A 21,862-nucleotide genomic window follows, 5' to 3' on the forward strand; every position below is an offset into this window, starting at 1 on the left:
CTTATTATATTTCAAAAAATTTCATTTCTTCTGTTTCTGCTTCTAAAGTGACCTGTTCCCCATTTCTGTACACATACTGGGCTATGTCTCTTATACAATTAAACTCAAACAAATCCGGAACGCTCAGTACGCCCGGCCACAACAAATCAATCCTGTGATGCAATTTGATAATCTGAAGAGAAGTACCTCCCAATTCGAAGAAATTATCGGTGATCCCGACTTTCTCAATGTTCAGGATATCCTGCCATATCGTAGCCAGTTTTTGTTCGACTTCATTGCCCGGTGCTTCGTACTCTCTTCTGATAAGGTCATTTTCGAGTATACCCGGCAAAGCCTTTCTATTGATCTTTCCGTTAGCCGTCAACGGCATTTCTTCTAATTGAACATAAAAGCCCGGAATCATATATTCCGGTAATTTCTGTTGAAGAAAGCCCCTCAGTTCGGCTTTATCAAGTACCGAAGCCGATACGATGTAGGCCACCAAAACCTTTTCTGCATTTACTTCTTTGGCCTCTACTATTACTTGTTTTAAAGTTTCGGAATAGTGCAAAATCGTGCTTTCTATATCGCCCAGTTCAATTCGATACCCTCGTATTTTGACCTGAAAATCATTTCGTCCCGAAAACTCAATTTCTCCTTTGGTATTCCATTTGCCGACATCGCCTGTTTCGTATAACAAACTGCCTTCATTAAAAGGATTGTGGATGAATTTCGTTTTGGTTAAAGATTCATTTTTATAGTATCCTTTGGCCAGTCCGTCACCGGCAATATAAATCGCTCCGGTAAAGCCAATAGGCTGTGGGTTAAAAAATTGATCCAGAATGTAAAACTGCGTATTTTGTATAGGACTTCCGATATTGGAAGCGTCTTTGGGCTGCAGTACTTGTTTCATACTCGACCAAATAGTGGTTTCGGTTGGTCCGTACATGTTCCAGACTTCTAAACTATGGTGTATTAGTTTTTCGGCTAAGGCCTCACTTAACAAATCTCCTCCGCAAAGCACTTTTAATTTTTTACTACCCTTCCAATCTGCATTGAACAACATTTGGTAAAAACTTGGCGTTGCCTGAATAATAGTAGGCTGTATTTCCTCTATTTTTTCGATAATCAAACGAGGGTCAGCTACTACTTGCTGATTGGCTACATACAGTACAGAACCGGACAATAAAGGCGTAAAAAATTCTAATATCGAAATATCAAAAGAATAAGTGGTTACCGAAAACAAGGTGTCTGCTGTACTAAATTGCAATCCTTTTTGCATACTGGTTAAAAAATTAACCAACGATTGGTGACCAATTTCTACCCCTTTTGGATTTCCGGTTGAGCCCGAAGTATAAATAATATAGGCGGTGTCGGATGCGATAGCTTTTTCAGTTACCACTCCTTTGTACTGCTTAGCGGTTTCTAAAATAGTCTCCAACGCTACCGTCGTTACCTCATTACTGCTTTTTAAAGCATATTCTTTTTCGTAAATAAGTGTCTTACTTTGACTATTGTCTATGATATACTCCAAGCGGTCTTTTGGAAAATTCGGATCCAACGGTATATATGATCTTCCTGTTTTCCATATGCTTAACAAAAGAACTACCATATCGGCCGATCTTTCTAACAGTACGGCGATAGGTGTTTTATCCTCTTTGCCATAGGCTGTAATCAGATGCTCTGCAATCTGATCGGACCAATGGTCAAGCTCTGCATACGAGTAAGATTTGCTATCGTCTTTTAGTGCCTTTTGATTCGGCGTTCTTTTTACTTGTTCTCTAAATAAATCGATCGTTGTCTGGTTCGACGGATAAGCTGTCTGTGTATCGTTAAAATCAAATAGAAGTTGCTGTTTTTCAGACCCGGAAACAAAATCAACAGCGGTGAGCAATGTTTGCGGATTTTCTAAAAATTGAGACAGCAGGCTTTCAAAATGCTCAAACATTCTTTCGATCAGATATGCGTCATAAATATCTGTATTGTACTCAATTGTAAGTCCTAATCCCGCTCCTTCAACAAAAGTAAAACTCATGTCAAACTGAGATGTTTTTCGGGCAAAATTGTAATCGCTGACTTCCAGATTGGCCAATCCTTCTTTATTGCTATTATTGAGTTGACCCTGACTTTGCAGTACAATCAACACATCAAATAAAGCAGAGCGGCTGGTGTCTCTTCTTAGTTTTAGTTTTTCTACCAGCTCATCGAAAGGGTAACGCTGATGGTCATAGGCCTCCAATAAAGTTTCTTTCTGAACGGATAGTAAATCCAGAAAACTGCTTTTTTCTTTCCATCTCGTACGGATCGCAAGTGTATTGAGATACAATCCCATTTGATTTTCTAAGTCCGGATGGTCTCTTCCTGCAATCGGAGTTCCCACTATAATATCCTCCAGACCCGTATAGCGATGCAACAAAGCATTTATACCGGCCATTAAAGTCATAAATAAGGTAACGTCCTGTTCTTTCGAAAATGCTTTTAGTTTTTCTAAAAACGAAGCAGAAAACTGTTGTATCCTATAATCACCGTTGTAGGTCTGAATTACAGGACGAGTTTTGAAACTTGGTAATTCGAGAACCGGTAATTCTCCTTCAAACTGTTTCAGCCAGTACTGTTCAGACTGTTGCTGTTTTTCCTGCTGCAAGGCATCATTGAGCCATACCGCATAATCTTTGTACTGTATGTTTAATTGTGGTAAACCTGCTGCTGTATCCAACATCAGGGCATTGTAAATTTTTACAACCTCTGAAATTAACAACTGTACAGACCAGCCGTCTCCAACAATATGATGCATGGATAAGAAAAATACATACCGTTCCTTATCTGCTTTAATTAAAGAGGCTCTTACCAATGGTGCCTGCTCTAAATTGAAACGGATACTATTGGTTTCTTTCAGATACGCAGCAATGGTATTCTCCTGATCATCTGAAACACTGAAGTCTTTTTCTGTAATCACAAAATCAGTTTCTTCAAACGGCACTATGTATTGCTGAATTTCTCCTTCCCGGGTTGTTTTAAAATACGTTCTTAATATCTCATGTCGTTCTATTAACACTTGGAACGATTGCTTAAATTTATCGGTATCTACCACTCCTTTCAGTTCAACAGCAGCGGGCATATTATAAGCCAGCGAGCCCCCCGGGAGCTGACTCAAAATCCACAATCTGCTTTGCGCAGCTGTCAAAGGATAGGACTGAGCTTCCGGTACTTTTGGTATGGCCTGATAGGCATTATTTTGCAGCCTTTCGCTTAAACCTCCTACCGTCGGGTTCTCAAAAAAGGCGGTAAACGATACGGTTTGTCCCAATTGTTTTTGGATCCTGTTAATGACCTGTGCCATCACCAGACTGTGTCCTCCTAATGCAAAAAAATCATCTACAATCCCAATTTTTTCAACATTCAGCATTTCCTGCCATACCACCACCAGACTTTCTTCTGTGGCATTTCGCGGTGCTATGTATTCTCTTTTTACAATATCGTGCTCGGATATATCGGGTAATCCTTTTCGGTTGATTTTTCCGTTAGGTGTTAACGGAAAAGCCTCCAAGGTGAGATAAAATCCCGGAATCATATACTCCGGTAATTTCTTTTGGAGAAAGGTTCGCAATTCGGTTTTATCAACTTCTTGTGTCCCTACCAAATAAGCCACCAATGCCTTTTCAGAATTTACCTCTTTTACCCCGACAACTACTTCTTTTAAAGCTTCCGAATATTGCAATATAGCATTCTCTATATCACCCAGTTCAATTCGGTAGCCTCGTATTTTGACCTGATTGTCATTTCTGCCCAGAAATTCAATTTCTCCTTTAGCGTTCCATTTCCCCACATCGCCTGTTTCGTACAACAAAGTACCCTCTTGAAACGGATTCGTGATGAATTTCGATTTTGTGAGCGCTTCATTTTTATAGTATCCTTTGGCTAATCCGTCACCGGCAATGTAAATTGTGCCTGTAAAACCAATAGGCAGTGGATTTAAGAAGGCATCTAAAATATGAAACTGTGTATTGTGTATTGGACTTCCTATATTAGAAGCATCTCCAGGAACTTCTATTTTTTTCATACTCGACCAGATAGTCGTTTCGGTCGGTCCGTACATATTCCAAACTTCTAAACTATGCTGCACCAGTTTATCGGCTAAAGATTCGCTTAACAAATCTCCTCCGCACAAAACTTTTAAGTTTTTATTGCCCTTCCAATCCGCATTGAATAACATTTGGTAAAAACTTGGTGTTGCCTGAATGATGGTAGGTTGTATTTCTTCTATTTTTTCCACTACCAAATGAGCATCGGACAATACTTGCTGTTGTGCAACATACAGTACTGCACCTGACAATAATGGCGTAAAAAATTCCAGTATCGAAATATCAAAAGAATAAGTGGTTACAGAAAACAAGATATCTGTTGCACTAAACTTTAATCCACTCTGCATACTGGTTAAAAAGTTAACCAATGACTGATGTCCGATTTCTACTCCTTTTGGGTTTCCTGTGGAGCCCGAAGTATAAATAATATAAGCCGTATCTTTTGGCGAAATTATTTCAGACACCACTCCTTCATACTCCTTAATCACTTCTAAAAGATCTTCCAGAGCAAGCTTTGTTACCGCATCACTGCTGCTTAAGCGGTACTGTTTTTCGTAAATAAGCGTTTGACTTTGACTATTGTCGATAATGTATTCTAATCGGTCTTTCGGGAAATTAGGATCCAGCGGTATGTACGATCTTCCCGTTTTTAGAATTCCCAATAAAACCGCTACCATATCGGCCGATCTTCCGAGTAAAACTGCTATAGGCGTTTTGTCCTCCTGACCGTAAACCGACAAAAGATGCTCCGCAATCTGATTAGACAGCTTGTCTAGTGCCGTGTACGAATAGGTTTTGAAATCGTCTTTTAAGGCTGGATTATCGGGTGTTCTTTTAACTTGTTCTTCAAACAAAGTAACCACCGTTTTATCCTTCGGATAAGCAACCTGCGTATCATTAAATCCGTTTACCGTCGCTTCAATTTGTTTTAATTCGTTAGCTGACGTTAACGAAATATCTTTAATTTTTAATGCACTGCTCTGAACACATTGCTGTATGATGTTGACCAAAAATTCATGATACTTGACAACCGTTTCTTTGGTGAATAAATCGGTATTGTATTCTAACTCGTAAGACAAGTCGTTTTCTGCATCGAAAAATCTAAAAAACAAGTCAAATTGAGCTCCGGACTGATTGTCTAACTCATAATGTTTGAATTTTAAATCGTCATTGGTCAAATTATCCAGACTGTCTAATAAGTCAATATTTAAGAAATTCTGAACCGTAAATACAATGTCAAACAAAGGTGAATGGCTAAGATTCTTTTGCAACTGCAACTTTTCCAGCAAAAGTTCAAAAGGATACTCCTGATGTTTGTAAGCTGATTTAAAATTGTTTGCAACATATTTAAGAAATTCTTTGATCGATATTTCTTCACTAAATCGGGATCGAATTGCTATTGTATTCAAATAAAGCCCTACCTGATTTTCTAATTGTGTCAGACTTCTGCTGGTGATGGGTAATCCGAGCACTACATCGGATTCTCCTGACAATTTGGACAAAAACAGATTTAGCATTCCTCCAAAGAACATAGCCAAAGTGATCCCTTCCTCTTTCAAAACCTCTTTTATGGAAACAACCAATTCCTGCGGAATTTTAAAGTAATCTACATGTCCGTTATAAGTTTTCATTGCAGGTCTGTTTTTTTGCAATTGCAACTCCAACATCGGGTATGGCGCCTTGAATTGTTCCAGCCAAAAAGATTCGCTTTGCTGAAAGGCTGTCTTTCCTGACTCTTTCAGTTGCCACGCCGCATATTCTTTATACTGAATTTTTAAAGGCTCCAGCGTTACTTCTTTATGTGAACATAAGGTATTGTAAATGCTGAAGAATTCTTTCTGAAATACGGTAACCGACCAGCCGTCGCAAACTAAATGATGCAACGCAATGACGATAATATGACGATCTTCTTCAATTTTAATCAGATTAGCCCGAATCAGCTTGCTGCTTTCCAGATCAAAAGGCAGTACGATTAAATCACGCAGATAGTTGTTTAGTGCATCTGTACCCCAATTTTCCTTTGTTTCGTACACTATGCTGTTTAGACTTTCGTCGAAAGCATGAATCTTTTGTTTCAGTTTATCTTCGGTAAAAATAAACGAGGTTCTTAGCGATTCATGTCTGGTAATAACCGTCTGATAGGCTTTGTTTAAATTAAGATAATCTAACTTTCCTTCAACCTGAATGATTACAGGAACGTTAAGACTTGACGTATTATCAGACATTTTAGCCAATAGCCAAAGTCTTTTCTGCGCAAAAGATACCTCGTAAAACTCCTGAGCTGCCAAGATTTCAATAACATCCGCACTCTCTGTTATTACACTTTTCACCGGCAAAGTGATATGCTCTTTACGCTCTGCTTCTATTGCTGCCGCCATTTCTTTTGGCGTACCGTTATCAAATAAAGTATCAATAGTAAAATCTAATGAAAACCTTTTATTGATCTTATTTATTAATTGCAATCCGTTTAATGAGTGTCCGCCAAATTCAAAAAAATCATCCTCTTCCTGCATCTCCGTTTTTAGAATTTCACTCCACAACCCGATCATTTGGTCCAGTACAGAAAGTTGCTCTGCTTCTTCAGACAATACTGTATTTTCTGAAGTGCCCGCAATTGGATTGTACGGATTAGCCGTAGAGCGAATCCAACATCTTTTATTATCAAAACAATACGATGGTAATTCTACTCTGGTAAACTGCTCATTGCCGGAGAATACTCTTGGTTCGATCTCAAAATTCAGTTGGAATAAGGCACTAAGATTTTTATACAACGGTTGCGCATAGCCCACTAAAAAGTAGTGTAAACGAGTATTGCCCAACTGCTCAAAAACTTTCCCCAGTGCTCCCTGATAACCAACTTCAACTATAGTTAAACCGTCCGGATATCTGTCTGCCAGTTTTTTTGCACGTATTTCTAATTCCTCTTTGCTGATTGGAAGTTCCTGAGTACCGGTGCCCAAAACTTTCAGTGCTTCCTCTAAGGAAATCTCTTTCTTTAACACTTGTAAAATCAATTTTCCTACGCCAATACCAATCATCTCTTTGATATAAACTCCTGATTCTAAAAGAGACAGATAACTGAAATATTGCACAAATAATGATTTTTGGGCATCATTGACCAGTTGCTCTCTATAATCTGCATAAGCGGTTATTTGCTCCAGTATTTCCTGTTTTACCACTATGGCATCATCAAAAACCACTATGTTTTCCTGAACATATTCGGCACTGTTTGTTATAGTTTCATTGGTATTTTCTGCCAGAACTTCTGCTAAATGAGCTTTACTTTTTACGGTTACCCAATAGCGATACTGGTACAACGCTCTATAATTGTTGAGTGTAAATGCAATATCGTGCAGACTATCTTCGGTAGCATCTAAATAACTTCTAAAACTGTCCAGATAATGAATTAAACTTAGCTTGCTCTTTGCGCTAAAACATAAAGTATAGGACACCTGAGCATGCTCTAAAGGTGTTGCATTTGCTTTATCGCTGGACTCTAAAATCAGGTGCACATTGGTTCCCATTAAGCCAAAAGCACTAACACCGGCTCGTTTTTTAGCTGTTTTTTGCACCTCATCCCAACTTACAGGATCGGTAACCACTTTTACCCTGGCTTTTTCAAAATCAATAAAAGGGCTCAGAGGCAGCGCATTGACTGATGGAAATATTGTATTGTATTTAAAAGAAAGTAAAACCTTTATCACGCCAACAATTCCCGCAGTGCCGTCAGTGTGTCCTATATTTGATTTGACTGCAGAAACATATACTTTTTCGTCCTTGTCAAGCACGGGGCTAAAAACCTCTGCAATACCCGCGATTTCAATAGGGTCTCCAAGTTTTGTACCGGTTCCGTGCGCCTCTATAAAAGTTATATCATTTGGTAAAAGACCTGCTTTTTTTAGTGCTGATTTAATTACATCGGCCTGAGCGTCACTGCTTGGCGCCATGATGCTGGAAGATTGTCCGCCATCCTGATTCAAAGCAAATCCTTTTATTACGCCATAAATCATATCGCCATCAGCTTCTGCCTGTTGCTTTGATTTAAGGAGAATACAACTAACTGCTTCTCCCATCATCGTTCCCTCTGCATTGGCTGAAAAAGGATTGCAACTCTCGTTCTTAGCTTCTACGCCAAGTACTACTTTATTGTCTTTGAGTCCGGGAATTGCGTCAATGTTTGCACCGCATACCAATGCCAGATCCGACTCTCCGAGCTGGATGTCTTTGCAGGCGAGGGTTATGGCGGTTAAGGACGAGGAACAGGTGGTATCTACATTGATCGCCAAACCTCTTAAATCAAACGATCTTGAGATTCTGCTGGCCATCATGGCAGCGGTGTTACCAGCTATTAAAGTTGGGGAAGACTCTTGCGCCAATAAGAAGTAATTCGTCAGGGTATTGGCTACATAAACCGAAGTATTAGACCCTTTTAGGTCTTTGGGTCTGTATCCTGCATTTTCAAAAGTTTTGTAAGCTTCATGCAATAGGAGACGCTGATGAGGGGTCATCTCTTCAGCTTCACCTAAAGCAACATTAAAAAAATTGTAATCGAAAAGCGTAATTTCTTCTAAATAACCTGATTTACGAAAATGAGGTTCATCTGAAATAGCTGTATTAAATAGCCTTGTTTTTGAAATCTCTTTAATAGAACATTTTCCATTCCGTAAGTTTTCAGAGAACGCACTTACAGAATTAGCCTCAGGAAATACCCCTGAAAATCCAACAATCGCAATATCTTTTATTTCCATTTTTTATACGTATTTAGAAATCAATTTCAACAATATTCGTTTGGTCCTCTACTACCGAATTTGTTGCGCATTTATTTATATTTTGAGCTTGTAACCGAATAGTAGTCATTGAAAACAGATGGGTAACATCGATATCCTCTGACAGGTCTTTTTTGATTAATTCATAAAGTTTGATGATTTTGAGGCTGTGTCCGCCCAACTCAAAAAAGTCGTCCTCTACCCCAACTTCTTCTACTCCTAATACTTCTTTCCACAGCTCGATTAGTTTTTCCTCAGTCTCATTTTTAGGAGCGACATAATTGCGTCGGATGAGGTCTTTTTCTCTTACATCGGGCAATGCATTTCTATCGGCTTTACCGCTAGAGGTCATAGGTATTGATTCGATTTTGACATAAAAACCGGGTTGCATATAGTCGGAGAGTCTTGTTCGCAAATACTTGAGCAAATCAACTTTATCTATCTCAAATCCAATTTCAGGCAAGTAATACGCCACGAGTACATTTTCTTCATCTACCTTTTTAGCCGCTACTACGACTTGTTTGATTCCGTCGTACTCCAAAATTGCTTTTTCAACCTCACCCAGTTCTATTCTGTTTCCTCTAATTTTGACCTGGTTGTCCATTCGTCCCAGGTACTGTATCGTTCCATCGGATTTCCAGTAGGCAATGTCACCGGTTCTGTAAATTCTGTTTCCTGCTTTAAAAGGATCAGTTATAAAACGTTCCTTAGTTTGTTCGGGCAGATTCAGGTAGCCTTTAGCGACCTGTACTCCGGAGATCAACAATTCTCCGGGTATGCCTGGCGGCAATAGATTCATCTTATTGTCGACGATGTAAATACTGGTGTTCCATACCGGACGGCCAATACTTACTCCATTGCTAACTTCTAAATCGGTAACATCTATTGCGGTCACATCTATCGAAGCTTCTGTTGGTCCGTACAAATTATGGATTCTTGCTCGTGGCATTTTCTCGCGAACCTGTTCCACCATCCATGACGGTAATTCCTCTCCGCTACAGATCAGCTGTTTTAGCCCGGGAACCTCATTTTTATTGATCTGCTCCAGAAAAGCTCCTAACATAGACGGAACAAAATGAATAACCGAAATTTCTTCGGTTTCTATGGTCTGTTTCAAATACGCGGGGTCCTTGTGTCCTTCCGGAGCACAAACTACCAAGGTTCCTCCGCTCATAAACGGCAACAAAAACTCCCAGACTGATACATCAAACGTATAAGGAGTCTTCTGGAAATAAATTCCTTTGCTGTCATTTCCTAAATAAGAACGCATCCACAACAAGCGGTTGTATAATCCTGCATGGCTGTTTACTACTCCCTTTGGTACTCCCGTCGAACCTGAAGTGTAAATACAATAGGCCGAAGATTCCGAATTTATACTATGGGTATAGTCGTCCGGATACTGGGAGAGGTTTTCAAAAAACAAACTTATCTCTGCTTCCCGAATTACTTTTTTTATACCGGAACTGCTTACAATTTGTGACACCCTTACTTCAGGATAGTCTACTCCCAAGGGGATATAACAACCTCCTGCTTTTAATACCCCAACTATAGCCACTACCATACCGGAGCTTCTGTCTAATTGCAAGCCCACAAAATCACCGGAACTAACACCCTGTTCTTTCAAATAATGGCAAAACTTGTTTACTAAAATGCCAAACTCTTTATAACTGTATCGCTCCTCATGGTACACTAATGCTATACCACTACTGTTTGCAACAATTTGCTCTTCTATCAGATCCAGTACGTTTGCTGCGGTATCCAAGGATACTTCGGTCCTGTTAAAGCGAGTGATCTCCTCGAACTGAGCCGCATTATCCGCCACGGGAACATCAGACAAATCCAGATCAGGATGCTCTAAAACCGTATTCAATACAAACTGAAAGCTACGGATCAATTGTTCTATGGTCTGGCGCTGATAGATATCGGTATTGTATTCAAATTGTATGGCTATGGTATTCCCTTCTTCAAAATGGTTGATTTCAAAATCAAACTTAGCATGGCATTTTCCAAGATCAATTATCTCACCTGATGGTTGGCTTACATCAACAGCAACATCACCACCATTCTGAAGCGCTACCATTACATCAAAAATTGGATTCCTTGAAAAATCTTTCTCTACTTTAATCGTATCCAACAAGGCGTCAAAAGGATAGTTCTGATGATTAATAGCTTCCAGTGTATTTGTCACAACCGTTTTGTAAAAGTCTGCAAAAGTGCTTCCCGTCTTTACGGTATTCTTTAAAACAATCGTATTGACATAAAATCCGATTTGATTTTCCAGATCAAGATGAAATCTACCCGCATAAGGCGTTCCAATTATACACTCATTATTTCCGGTAAATTTGAAAAAAACAAGATTCCAGATGGCCAAAAGGCTATTAAACAAACTTCCGGCATACTGATTGCTGAAATCTTTTAATTTTTTACATTCCTCATCCTCCAAATAGTACTTTAATTTATTGCCCGAAAAAGTTTTCTCTACGGGTCTCTTAGCGGCAACGGGCAATTGAAAAGCAGCAGTAGGATTTTCTAATACGCCTGACCAATACGCTTTTGATTCTTCTCCTTTTTCTGAACGCAATAAATCCTGCTGCCAACTTGCGTAGTCTTTATATTGCAGCGTCAAAGGCGCTATTTTAGTACCGGAATTATTCTTAAGCACCTCGTAATGATTCATGACATCTCCCCCCACTACATCTACTGACCAACCGTCGCTTATAATATGGTGCATATTGTAATAAAACAGGGTTTCAGAAGGGCTGAGTATAAAAAATGTAGCTCTCAACAGCGGCCCTTTTTCTAAATCAAACTTTTTATTGGCATCGTCAGCTATAGCCTTAGCAGCCAATGAGCCGGCATCGGGAAATTGAGAATAGTCCACTACCTCTGCCTCAAAAGAAAATTCAGAAGCCGGAATAATCCATTGTCTTATCTGACCGCTTTGATTAGACTTAAAAACTGTTCTTAGAATCTCATGTCTTTCTATAACCGCATTGATAGCCTTTTTTAGCAATGGTATTTCGTAACTGCTGTCTAACACCATCTGAAAAGGCATGTTGTAGGCCAGTGAAGCTTCTTCAAACTGACTTAAAACCCATAATCGCATTTGAGACGATGACAGGGCATAACTTTCTGCCTGCTCAACAGTGGGTATATGCTGAAAAACATCTTGTTTTTGTGCTTTCTTAAGGTATTCAACCAACAGTGGTTTATTGGTCTTTAACAAATTAATGATACTGTCCGGAATTTCATCCTGTTCAAAACTGATTTCTAAATCTTCATCATCTAAGGACAGAAAAACATGATGCTCTTCCAGTATGTTTAATATTTTTATTATATCCATCAGATTTTTATTTTTTTGACTTGAGATTGATTACTCATCCTATTTTTAAGTTTGTTGACCACTTCAATCTTCGGACTTATTACTTCGATTGTAAGGGATTCATACAGTTCCGGCAAGGTTAATTCGAAATCAAACTCCTTTTTGATCGCATTTACAATTGACATGGCCTTAAGTGAATCACCTCCCAACTCCAAAAAGTTGTCTTTGATGCCTATTGGTTTATTTCCAAAGAATGTCTTCCAAATGGTTACCAATCGCTCCTGAATTTTATTTTCGGGTTCGGCATAATCGCTGCTTAATCTAAGGCGAAAAGCATCATCCGAGGAGTATTCTTCCTCCTGATCGGACGAAGCCGCAAAAAGATCGTTTTGCTCTTGAAAAACAGCGCTGAAATCGCCTTTTACAATACCTTCAAAACTGCCCGATACACTCCCTAATAATTCTAAAACATTAATTCTTGCCGGAAAGCTCGCTTCATCAAACACATAACCCGGAACCGGAATCTTAGACCATTCGGTATTGTATAAATTTTCGAATTTTACCGTATGACCTGAATTCCATAAAACACCTAAAGCATTGAGCCAATGCGCATAGTCATGTACCGCTTCTCTTTTACTTCTGAGCACTGAAACTGACACAACTTCTTTTTCTGAAATCGCATTCAGAAAATTGGAGAGTGTTTTCCCCGGTCCAATTTCTATGAAAGTAGCATCCGGTACTGTTTGCAGCACATGCTTTAGACCTTTCTCAAACAAAACCGTGTTTCTGAGGTGCTGCACCCAATACTCCGGTGTAACGGCCTCCTTTGCATTCCAGCTCTCTCCTGTGAAATTTGAAACAAGTGAAATCTTAGGGGCTGAAAAGCTTATTTTTAGTAATTCCTTTCTAAAATCCTCCAAAATTTCATCCATCATAAAGGAATGGAAGGCATGGGATGTTTTCAGAATAGCAAAACCGATCGCATTGTTTTCTAATTGCAACACGATAGCAGCCTTATCGGTCAGATCGCAGGCAATAACACAAGATTTAGCACTATTTACAGCCGCTATCGAATAGTTACCCGAAACTACATTCTGTATCTTTTCAGGGCTTTCTAAAACAGCAATCATCACACCCGGTTTTGCACTGCTCATTAATTGGGCTCTTTTGTATACAATTTTTAAAGCATCTTCAAAAGACAATACCTCAGCAATACAGGCCGCAACATACTCGCCAAGGCTATGACCTATCATACTGTCCGGCACAATACCAAAACTCAGAATCGTTCGTGCCAGTGCATATTCTACAAGAAACAAAACCGGTTGGGTATACAAGGTATTGTTTACGAGTTCCTGATCAACATCAGCAGCTTCTGTGTAACCCAAAATGGCTTTAAAATTGATTTTAGAAACCGCTTCCAAAATTTCAAACCCCTCATCCATTATGTCTCGAAACACTGTAAGATTCTGGTAGAGTTCCTTAGCCATTTCAAAATATTGAGATCCTTGACCCGGGAATAAAAAGACTACCTTTTTAGACTTTGCATGTGGTGCATTTTTTATATGCAATTGCGATTTAGCTGCCGCATTATTTTTATTGTCAACTACTATATAATCTCTGTAAGCAAATGTTTTAGAAGATTTACTGTTGACCGAGTAACTGATTTGTTCTATTGCATTTGCATCTGAAACAGCAATAAAATCAAGCAAAGCTTCTTTATACAATTGTAAAGATTGCGCTGTTTTAGCCGATAAGAAAAAAACGTTAATTGGATTGTTGTTGCCTTCCACATTATTTACATGCTCTTCCAATATTGCATGGCAATTGGTTCCGCCAATACCAAAACTGCTCACCCCTGCTCTGAAAACAGTTGCTTTTTGCTCCCAATTCAACAGTTTTGTATTTACATAAAAAGGCCCTTCATGGAAGTTTATATCAGCATTTGGTGTATCAAAATTTATTGATGGTGGTATTTGTTTTTTATTCAGAATCAAACAGGTTTTAATAAAACCGGCAATTCCCGCAGCAGCATCTAAATGCCCCATATTGGACTTAACACTACCTATAGCGCATTTTCCTTCTTTATCAAATTGAAAAGCTTCATTCAAAGCCTCCAACTCAATAGGATCACCAATTTTTGTGGCCGTTCCGTGAGCTTCTATATAATTGATTTCATTGGCTTCTAATCCTGCAATCCGAAGGGCCGTTTTGATGCATTCTGCTTGCCCGCTTACACTTGGAGCAACATAGCCGACTTTTCTGTTTCCGTCATTATTTACAAATGTCGATTTTACAACGGCATAGATATAATCTTTGTCGCGCACGGCATCTTCGTATCGTTTTAAAACAACTGCTCCGGCTCCTTCTCCCCATATTGTACCGCTCGATTTGTCGTCAAAAGCCCTGCAATGTCCGTCTTTTGAGGCAATCATTCCTTCTTCATACAAATAGCCTTTGGTCGTTGTAGACCTCACGCTCACTCCTCCGGCAACCGCCATTTCACACTCTTTCAGTAGCAGTGCTCTACATGCTAAATGAACGGTAGAAAGAGAACTGGAACAAGCTGTATCGAGGTAGAAACCAGGCCCTTTCAATCCTAATTTATAAGAGATTAAGGTGCTGATAAACTCTTTATTGGCATATTTTTCCGTTAGAAATTTTGATGCTTTCCCTCCGGGATACATCATTTCAAATATTCTCCAGTTTAAGTTATCCGAAGCTGCCAGATACAGACCTGTTATCTGATTATCGGTCTTGGTATAACCCGCATCATCCAACGCGCGGTAAACCTGCTGGTGCATGATTCTCACTTGAGGATCCATGTATTTTGCTTCTTCTTCCGTGTATCCGAAAAAATTATAATCAAATTTATCTTCACCGGTAACACGTGAAACGGAAGGAACGTAATTTGAATTACCAGAAAGCGTTTTATCATGCTCTTCTTCGTCCAAAAACTCTACTAATTCTTTGCCGTTTATTAAATTATTCCAAAATTCATTGATGTTGGTAGATTTTGGAAACATTCCTGATATTCCAATTACAGCTATATCTTTTTTTCTATTATCCGTCATTCTTTGTATTATTAAAATAAATCAACCATTGAATCCATATCTTCGGATACATTCGCATGAAAGGCATCTGATGTGTCCTCTTTTTTATCAAGCATATTTTCTACTAACATTTTCACGTTCGGAAACTGAAACAAATCCAATAGTTTTAATTCGATATCTAAATCTTTCTTGATTATTTTTGTCACTTTGACAATGGAAAGCGAGTTCAATCCGATTTCGAAAAAATTATCCGTTACTCCGACTTTACCTTCGTTTTCAGGCGTCATTCCGTTAATAATGGCTAAAATTTTCTCTTCAAGTTCGTTCTCCGGAGCTACATACGTTTTTAGAGCAACATCACTTCCGGTAACATCCGGCAATGCTTTTCTGTTTACTTTACCATTGGAAGTCAGCGGCAATTCTTTCAAAAAAACAAAGTAACTCGGGATCATATAATCGGGTATCTTACTCAATAAAAAATTGCGGAGCTCTGACTTGTCAATATCCAAGGCCGATACCAGATAAGCCACTAACAGTTTCTCTCCGTTACGCTCTTTTACATCAACAACTACTTGTTTTACATCTTCTGAATAATCTAAAATAGAATACTCTATATCCCCCAGTTCTATCCTAAAACCACGAATCTTTACCTGTTGGTCTTTCCTGCCTAAATACGCAATGTTACCGTCTGCCAGCCAACAAGCCAAATCTCCCGAATCGTACAATCGTTCTCCTGCTGTAAATGGATTTGGTATAAACTTTTTATCGGTTAGTTCCGGAAGGTTTAAATACCCCCTTGCCAAACCGGATCCGGCTACATATAATTCGCCTGTAACACCAATTGGAACCATATTCTTATGAGCGTCTAAGATGTAGCAGTTCAAAGTTGGTATTGGCTTACCAATATTAGATTGCTCAGAGCGCATCTCTTTCTCGCCTATTTCTTTGAATGTTACATGCACAGTAGTTTCTGTTATGCCGTACATGTTAATTAATTTTGTATCCGGATATTTTTTATGCCAGTCCAACAACAAGGATGGTGTTAAAGCTTCACCGCCAAATATGACATATCTGAGTGTATCGCATTTCTTTTCGGCTACCGACTCATTATTGATTAAATTATAAAAAGAGGAAGGTGTCTGATTTAATATTGTTACCGATTGCTCTTGCAACAATTCTAAAAATGCCGGTGTGTCTTTGGCAATCAATTTAGGTACTACAACTAACTTTCCTCCAAACAGCAATGCGCCATATATTTCCCAAACAGAAAAATCAAAGGCATAGGAATGAAACATTGTCCAGACATCATTTTCACTAAAATCAAACAACGATTGATCGGTAAAAAATAAACGAACCACATTTTTATGTTCCAGTAATGTCCCTTTAGGATTTCCTGTTGTTCCTGAAGTATAAATAACATAGATTAAATCATCGGGAGAATTTACCGGTACAGGATTTAAACCGGAATACTGATTCCTGTTTTCATAAAACAATTCCAATTCGGTAGCATCAATAACCAGTTTACTATCGCTGTCCTTTTCAATGTATTCAATTCTATCTTGTGGATTAGCAGGATCAATAGGCACATAAGCACCTCCCGATTTTAAAATTCCTAAAATCGAAATGATCATTTTCTCGCTGCGTTCCAGTTTGATTCCAACTAAATCATCCGGTTGTATCGCGTAATTTTCTTTTAAATAATGCGCCAATTGATTGGCTTGTTCATTAAGTTCCGCATATGTTAATTGAACCTCTTCAAAAACAACCGCCAAATTATCCGGTGTTTTCGCTGCCTGCTCTTCAAATAAAGCAACAATGGTCTTCTCTTTTGGATATCCCACATTTGTATCGTTAAAATCAAACAATAATTGTTGTTTTTCTGCAGCGGTCAAATAATCTATTTCCTCAATAAATACTTCTGGCTGTGCTAAAGATTGAGTAGAAAAAACATCAAAATGATAAAATATTCGTTCAATTAACGCCGCGTCATAAATAGCTGTATTGTACTCGATATTTAACTCCAGTTGCTTATTTGATTCCGAAAAATTAAAACTGATATCAAATTGAGAAGTCTTTTTGCGGAGATCCAATTTTTCAAAAGTAAGATTGTCGGCTTCCTCTTTTTTACTTCCCAAATTAAGTGCCGATTGATTTTGATACACCACCATCACATCAAATAAAACAGAACGTTTTATATCTCTTTTCAGGTTCAGTTTTCCCACCAATTCATCAAACGAATACATTTGATGCTCATTTGCTGCCATCAAATTGTTTTTCTCTGTTTGCAGAAGATCAGCAAAGGTGTTTTTCTCCTCAAACTGGGTTCTTATTGCTAAGGTATTTACATAAAGACCAATCTGATTTTCTAAATCGGGATGTTCTCTTCCTGCAATTGGAGTCCCCACTATAATATCGTCCTGACCGGAATAACGGTATAATAACGCTTTGATCAGAGTCATTAAAGTGGTGAAAAAAGTCACTCCGTTTTCCTCAGAAAACAACTTCAATTTATCCGTAAGTACTTCCGAAAAGGTATAAGACAGCTCATCACCATCAAAAGTCTGAATTGGCGGTCTTTGTCTGGAACTTGGTAAAGTAAGAGCGGTTAAATCACCCGCAAATTTATCTACCCAATATTTTTCCGATTCTTTATATTTTTGACTTTGCTTCTCTGCTTCCAGCCATAATGCATAATCTTTATACTGAAAGGCAAGTGCCGGAACAACATGCTCTTTTCCTGCCAATAAACTATTGTAGCGCTCGACAATCTCAGAAACTATTAATTCCATAGACCATCCGTCACTTATAATATGGTGCATGCTCAGCAGAAAAACAAACTGCTTTTGAGCTATTTTAAGCAATGATACCCGAATAAGAGGCCCGTTTTCTAAATCAAAAGCTTCACTGTTTTTAAAATCAAGATACTGTTCAACTCCCTGATTCGTATTGGCTTGAGCTGAAAAATCTAGTTCTTCTATAGTAAAATCTAGTTCCTTTACCGGCAGAATTACTTGTCTTACTTCTTGTGTTTCAGTGTCCGTTCTGAAAACAGTGCGAAGAATTTCATGTCGTTCAATAAGTTCCTTAAAAGATTTCTCAAAATAAACAGCATTCAACTCTCCTGTTAATTTGGTAACAAAAGACATATTATAGGCTTGAGATCCGCCTTCAAACTGACTTAGCACCCACAATCTGTTTTGCGAAGACGTTAAAGGGTAACTCTCCATTAAAGTCGCCTTGGGTATAGCCTGATATTTTTTGAAACTTGTTTTTTGAAGTATCGTTCTTTTTAATTCTTCTTTATGTTCTTTCAGTAATCCTAAAAGTGTATCATCAATCCCCTCAGTAGGAAGCTGACATAAAAGCTTGTCTTCTCTAACAGAAAGTTTTACGTTATTTTCAAGCAATTCTTCTAATAGTAACTCTATGCTCATAGTTCAATAAAATTATTATCAACTGTATTATCTTCTATTTCAATAGATTCCACTAAGGCTCTAATCTTCATTTTTGACTCTATTAAAACCGCCAGTTCTTTTATGGAAACACATTCTGACAGCTCTTTAAACTGCAATCCAATTTCAAATTCATCAGACAACTGAGTCAGTAGCTTAGTAGCCAACAGCGAATTTCCTCCCACTTCAAAATAATTATCCAATATCCCTACCGGATGATACCCTAAAACGGTTCCCCAATAAGCTGCAATCTCTTTTTCAATTGCTGTTTCAGGGGCTACGAATACCGAACTGACATTTCTCTTTTCATTAAATTTTACAAAATCAGCGGAAGCTTGTGCATCATCTGATAAAACCTCATCGTATAATGCCTCAACCCTGCCGTTTATACTGTTTTGTGAAGGAAACAGCTTTTTAATATCGTTTATATACTGGGCATGTAAACGGTTCAAATCACTCAATATCTCGTCTGAAATAGCATTGTCTGCGGTCAGTTGAATCTCGATTGACGTTCTAAGTCTGTCTTTTTGATATTTAGCGTTTGTATAATGATACGATTCTTTTAGTTCCTCAAAATCATCATGCCTGATATTGATTTTAGGTTTCCAAAACTTGTTTTTTGCAAAAACGTAACCGGGCATTGCAATTCGTTTTCCGGGATGAACTTCAGGTAAATCAAACACTACCCCTTTTGAACAAAGCATCGCTTTTCCGGCATAAAATGCTGTTAGCGAATCACTTTTGGCCGATGGTCTGGGCAGGAAACTCACCGTATTGATTTTACCGTTAAAAATAGATTTGATAAAAGACGACAAACCATTCCCCGGTCCTATTTCGATAAACACCGGATTTGAAAAATAAGCTGCGGCATTTTTTGCCGCCTGTAAAAACTTAACCGGCTGAATAAGCTGTTGCAGCCAGTATTCTTTAGAACAAAAGAATTTCTGTTCTACTTGTTTACCGCTATAAGTGGAGAAAATTACAGCGTCAAAATTTTTAAATTTCACCTCAGATAAAATGGCCTCATATTCCGCCAGAACCGCCTGCATCATTTGGGTATGATAGGCATGAGAAACTTTTAATTTTCTGTACGCCAAATTGTTTTGCTCCAACAAAAGAGCTTGTTGCGCAATGGCTTCTTTTGAACCACCGATAACAAGATTTTCCTCTGCATTAAATACACAAATGGTAATAGCATCCAACAATACTGCTTTTAATTGCTCCTCTGTAGTCTGCACCAAAAGCATGGCGCCTTCCGGCATGGCTCCCATCAATCTTCCACGGTGGTACACCAATTTTAAGGCATCTTCTACTGTGATACAGCCTGCTATGCAAGCCGCCACATACTCGCCTACGCTATGCCCGATAATCGCATTGGGTTTGATCCCGCTGCGCATTAATTCCCTGGTCAGGCAATATTCAACGATAAATAAACTTATCTGAGTGTTCTCTGTCTGATCTAACACAGTAGAATCTTCAGAAAAAATAATCTCTTTAAAGTCAACAGGAGACAGTGTTTTTAGATAGTCAAAACAATAGTCCATGTCTTTTCTAAAGGCGGCTATACTCTGGTACAATGCCGATGCCATACCGGCATACTGGCTCCCTTGTCCCGGAAACATAAAAATGCTTTGCCCTGTCTGGTCGTAACCTTCATAACAGCCTTCCTGTTGCGCTCCGTTTAATTGTGCGGTCAATTCTTCTTTGTTTGTGTAAACAGCACTAAATCGGTAGGGCATCACCTTTCTTCCGTATACACTTGTAAATTCCAAATCAGCCAACGCTATATTCGAATGGGTACTAATATACCCAGCAATCTTTTGTTTTTGCAACTCCAAATTTTCCTGAGTCAAAGCAGATACGGCTACTACATAAGGTTGCTTATCGACATCTACCTGCACGGGTACGGGAGGTTGTTCTACAATCACATGAACATTGGTACCGCCCACTCCCAAAGAAGTGATACCGGCTCTTCGAAACTCAAAATGTTCCGGCCATATCGCATTCTGCACACTTACATAAAAAGGAGAAGTATTAAGCTGCAAAGCCGGATTTGGATCTGAGAAATTAATACTTGGTACTAAAACCCCTTTGTTAACACATAAAGCGGCTTTAATAATAGAAGCAATTCCCGCAGCAGCATCCAAATGACCAATATTGCTCTTTACCGAACCAATGGCACAATATTGCTTGTCTTGGGTAAACTCCCGAAAAGCTTCTGTAAGAGCAGCCACTTCAATCGGATCCCCGATAAAGGTACCTGTACCATGAGCCTCAATCATCCCGATGGTTTCCGGGTTGATATCTGCAATTGACAGAGCTTCCAAAATTACGTCCCGCTGAAAATCTGTACTTGGCGTTGTATACCCCTGTTTGTTTGCTCCGTCATTATTGGTTGCAGTTCCTTTAATCAAGGCATAAATATGATCTTTGTCTCTCACGGCCTCTGTGGCTCTTTTTAAAACAATAGAACCTACACCATCTCCGCCAATGGTTCCGCTCGCTTTACTGTCAAAAGGACGGCATACTCCGTCTTTTGAGTAAATGGATTCCGGTGTATGGATATACCCTATCTTTTCATCTGAATCAAAACAAACACCTCCGGCCAAAGCCATATCACACTCAAAATTCAGCAAACTCTGACAGGCCAGATGAACCGCCAATAAGGAAGTCGAACAGGCAGTCTGTACACTCATTGCAGGACCTGTCAGGTTTAATTTATACGAAATCCAGGTCGCCAGAAAATCTTTTTCGTTTAAGATTCGATACAACAACAAATCATTTTGTTCATTAAGCGGTATCGTTTTTAAAACGCTCATCAAATAGGAATTGGTAGACATTCCGCAAAAATTCCCAACAGAAGCTTCCAGACGATTTACATCATAACCGGCATCTTCAATCGCATGCCAGCTTGCTTGCAACAGTAATCGTATTTGCGGATCCATAATAGTCGCTTCGCTATTGGATAAGCCAAAAAAGTCAGCATCGAAATATTTCGCATCACTTAACTTTGAACTTGCATTAACAAAACGTTTGTGATTTATTATATCTCCTGAAGCGCCCGAAGCCTTAATTTCTTCTTCAGTAGCTTTATGGATACTATTTACGCCCGCAATCAGGTTTTGCCAATATTCTTCTATATTTTTAGCATCAGGAAAGCGTCCCGCCATTCCTATAATCGCTATGTCATTTTCGTTAATTTGTGTCATGT

5 protein-coding genes are annotated in these 21,862 nt (G+C 38.8%); all 5 read right to left on the reverse strand.

Annotation, left to right across the window (positions count from 1 at the left end):
• Nucleotides 1–4: 4 nt before the first annotated feature.
• Genes G3A47_RS18195 through G3A47_RS18215 form a run of 5 tightly spaced genes read right to left on the reverse strand, consistent with a single transcriptional unit; the run spans nt 5 to nt 21,860 of the window.
• The gene (locus tag G3A47_RS18195) at nt 5–8,809 is read right to left on the reverse strand and encodes a non-ribosomal peptide synthetase (RefSeq protein ID WP_166924923.1); all 8,805 of its coding nucleotides are present in this window, start codon (nt 8,807–8,809) and stop codon (nt 5–7) included.
• A 13-nt stretch (nt 8,810–8,822) separates the two neighbouring features.
• A complete protein-coding gene (locus G3A47_RS18200; RefSeq protein WP_166924925.1) occupies nt 8,823–12,170 on the reverse strand; it encodes a non-ribosomal peptide synthetase in 3,348 nt (1,115 codons plus the stop codon).
• Nucleotides 12,170–15,220 (reverse strand): type I polyketide synthase, encoded by a 3,051-nt coding sequence (locus G3A47_RS18205; RefSeq protein ID WP_166924927.1) that lies wholly within the window; start codon nt 15,218–15,220, stop codon nt 12,170–12,172. Before G3A47_RS18205 ends, G3A47_RS18200 begins: the two co-directional genes overlap by 1 nt.
• 11 nt (nt 15,221–15,231) lie before the next feature.
• Nucleotides 15,232–18,633 (reverse strand): non-ribosomal peptide synthetase, encoded by a 3,402-nt coding sequence (locus G3A47_RS18210; RefSeq protein WP_166924929.1) that lies wholly within the window; start codon nt 18,631–18,633, stop codon nt 15,232–15,234.
• On the reverse strand, nt 18,630–21,860 hold the full coding sequence (locus tag G3A47_RS18215; RefSeq protein ID WP_166924931.1) for a type I polyketide synthase: 3,231 nt from the start codon (nt 21,858–21,860) through the stop codon (nt 18,630–18,632). Before G3A47_RS18215 ends, G3A47_RS18210 begins: the two co-directional genes overlap by 4 nt.
• Between the last annotated feature and the right edge of the window lie 2 nt (nt 21,861–21,862).

Source organism: Flavobacterium poyangense (assembly GCF_011751075.1).
Classification (GTDB): Bacteria; Bacteroidota; Bacteroidia; order Flavobacteriales; family Flavobacteriaceae; genus Flavobacterium; species Flavobacterium poyangense.

Excerpts from the sequence above, each read along its gene's own strand:
- G3A47_RS18195 (WP_166924923.1), bottom strand. The coding sequence starts at position 8,809 with ATGGAAATAAAAGATATTGCGATTGTTGGATTTTCAGGGGTATTTCCT.
- G3A47_RS18200 (WP_166924925.1), bottom strand. The coding sequence starts at position 12,170 with ATGGATATAATAAAAATATTAAACATACTGGAAGAGCATCATGTTTTT.
- G3A47_RS18205 (WP_166924927.1), bottom strand. The coding sequence starts at position 15,220 with ATGACGGATAATAGAAAAAAAGATATAGCTGTAATTGGAATATCAGGA.
- G3A47_RS18210 (WP_166924929.1), bottom strand. The coding sequence starts at position 18,633 with ATGAGCATAGAGTTACTATTAGAAGAATTGCTTGAAAATAACGTAAAA.
- G3A47_RS18215 (WP_166924931.1), bottom strand. The coding sequence starts at position 21,860 with ATGACACAAATTAACGAAAATGACATAGCGATTATAGGAATGGCGGGA.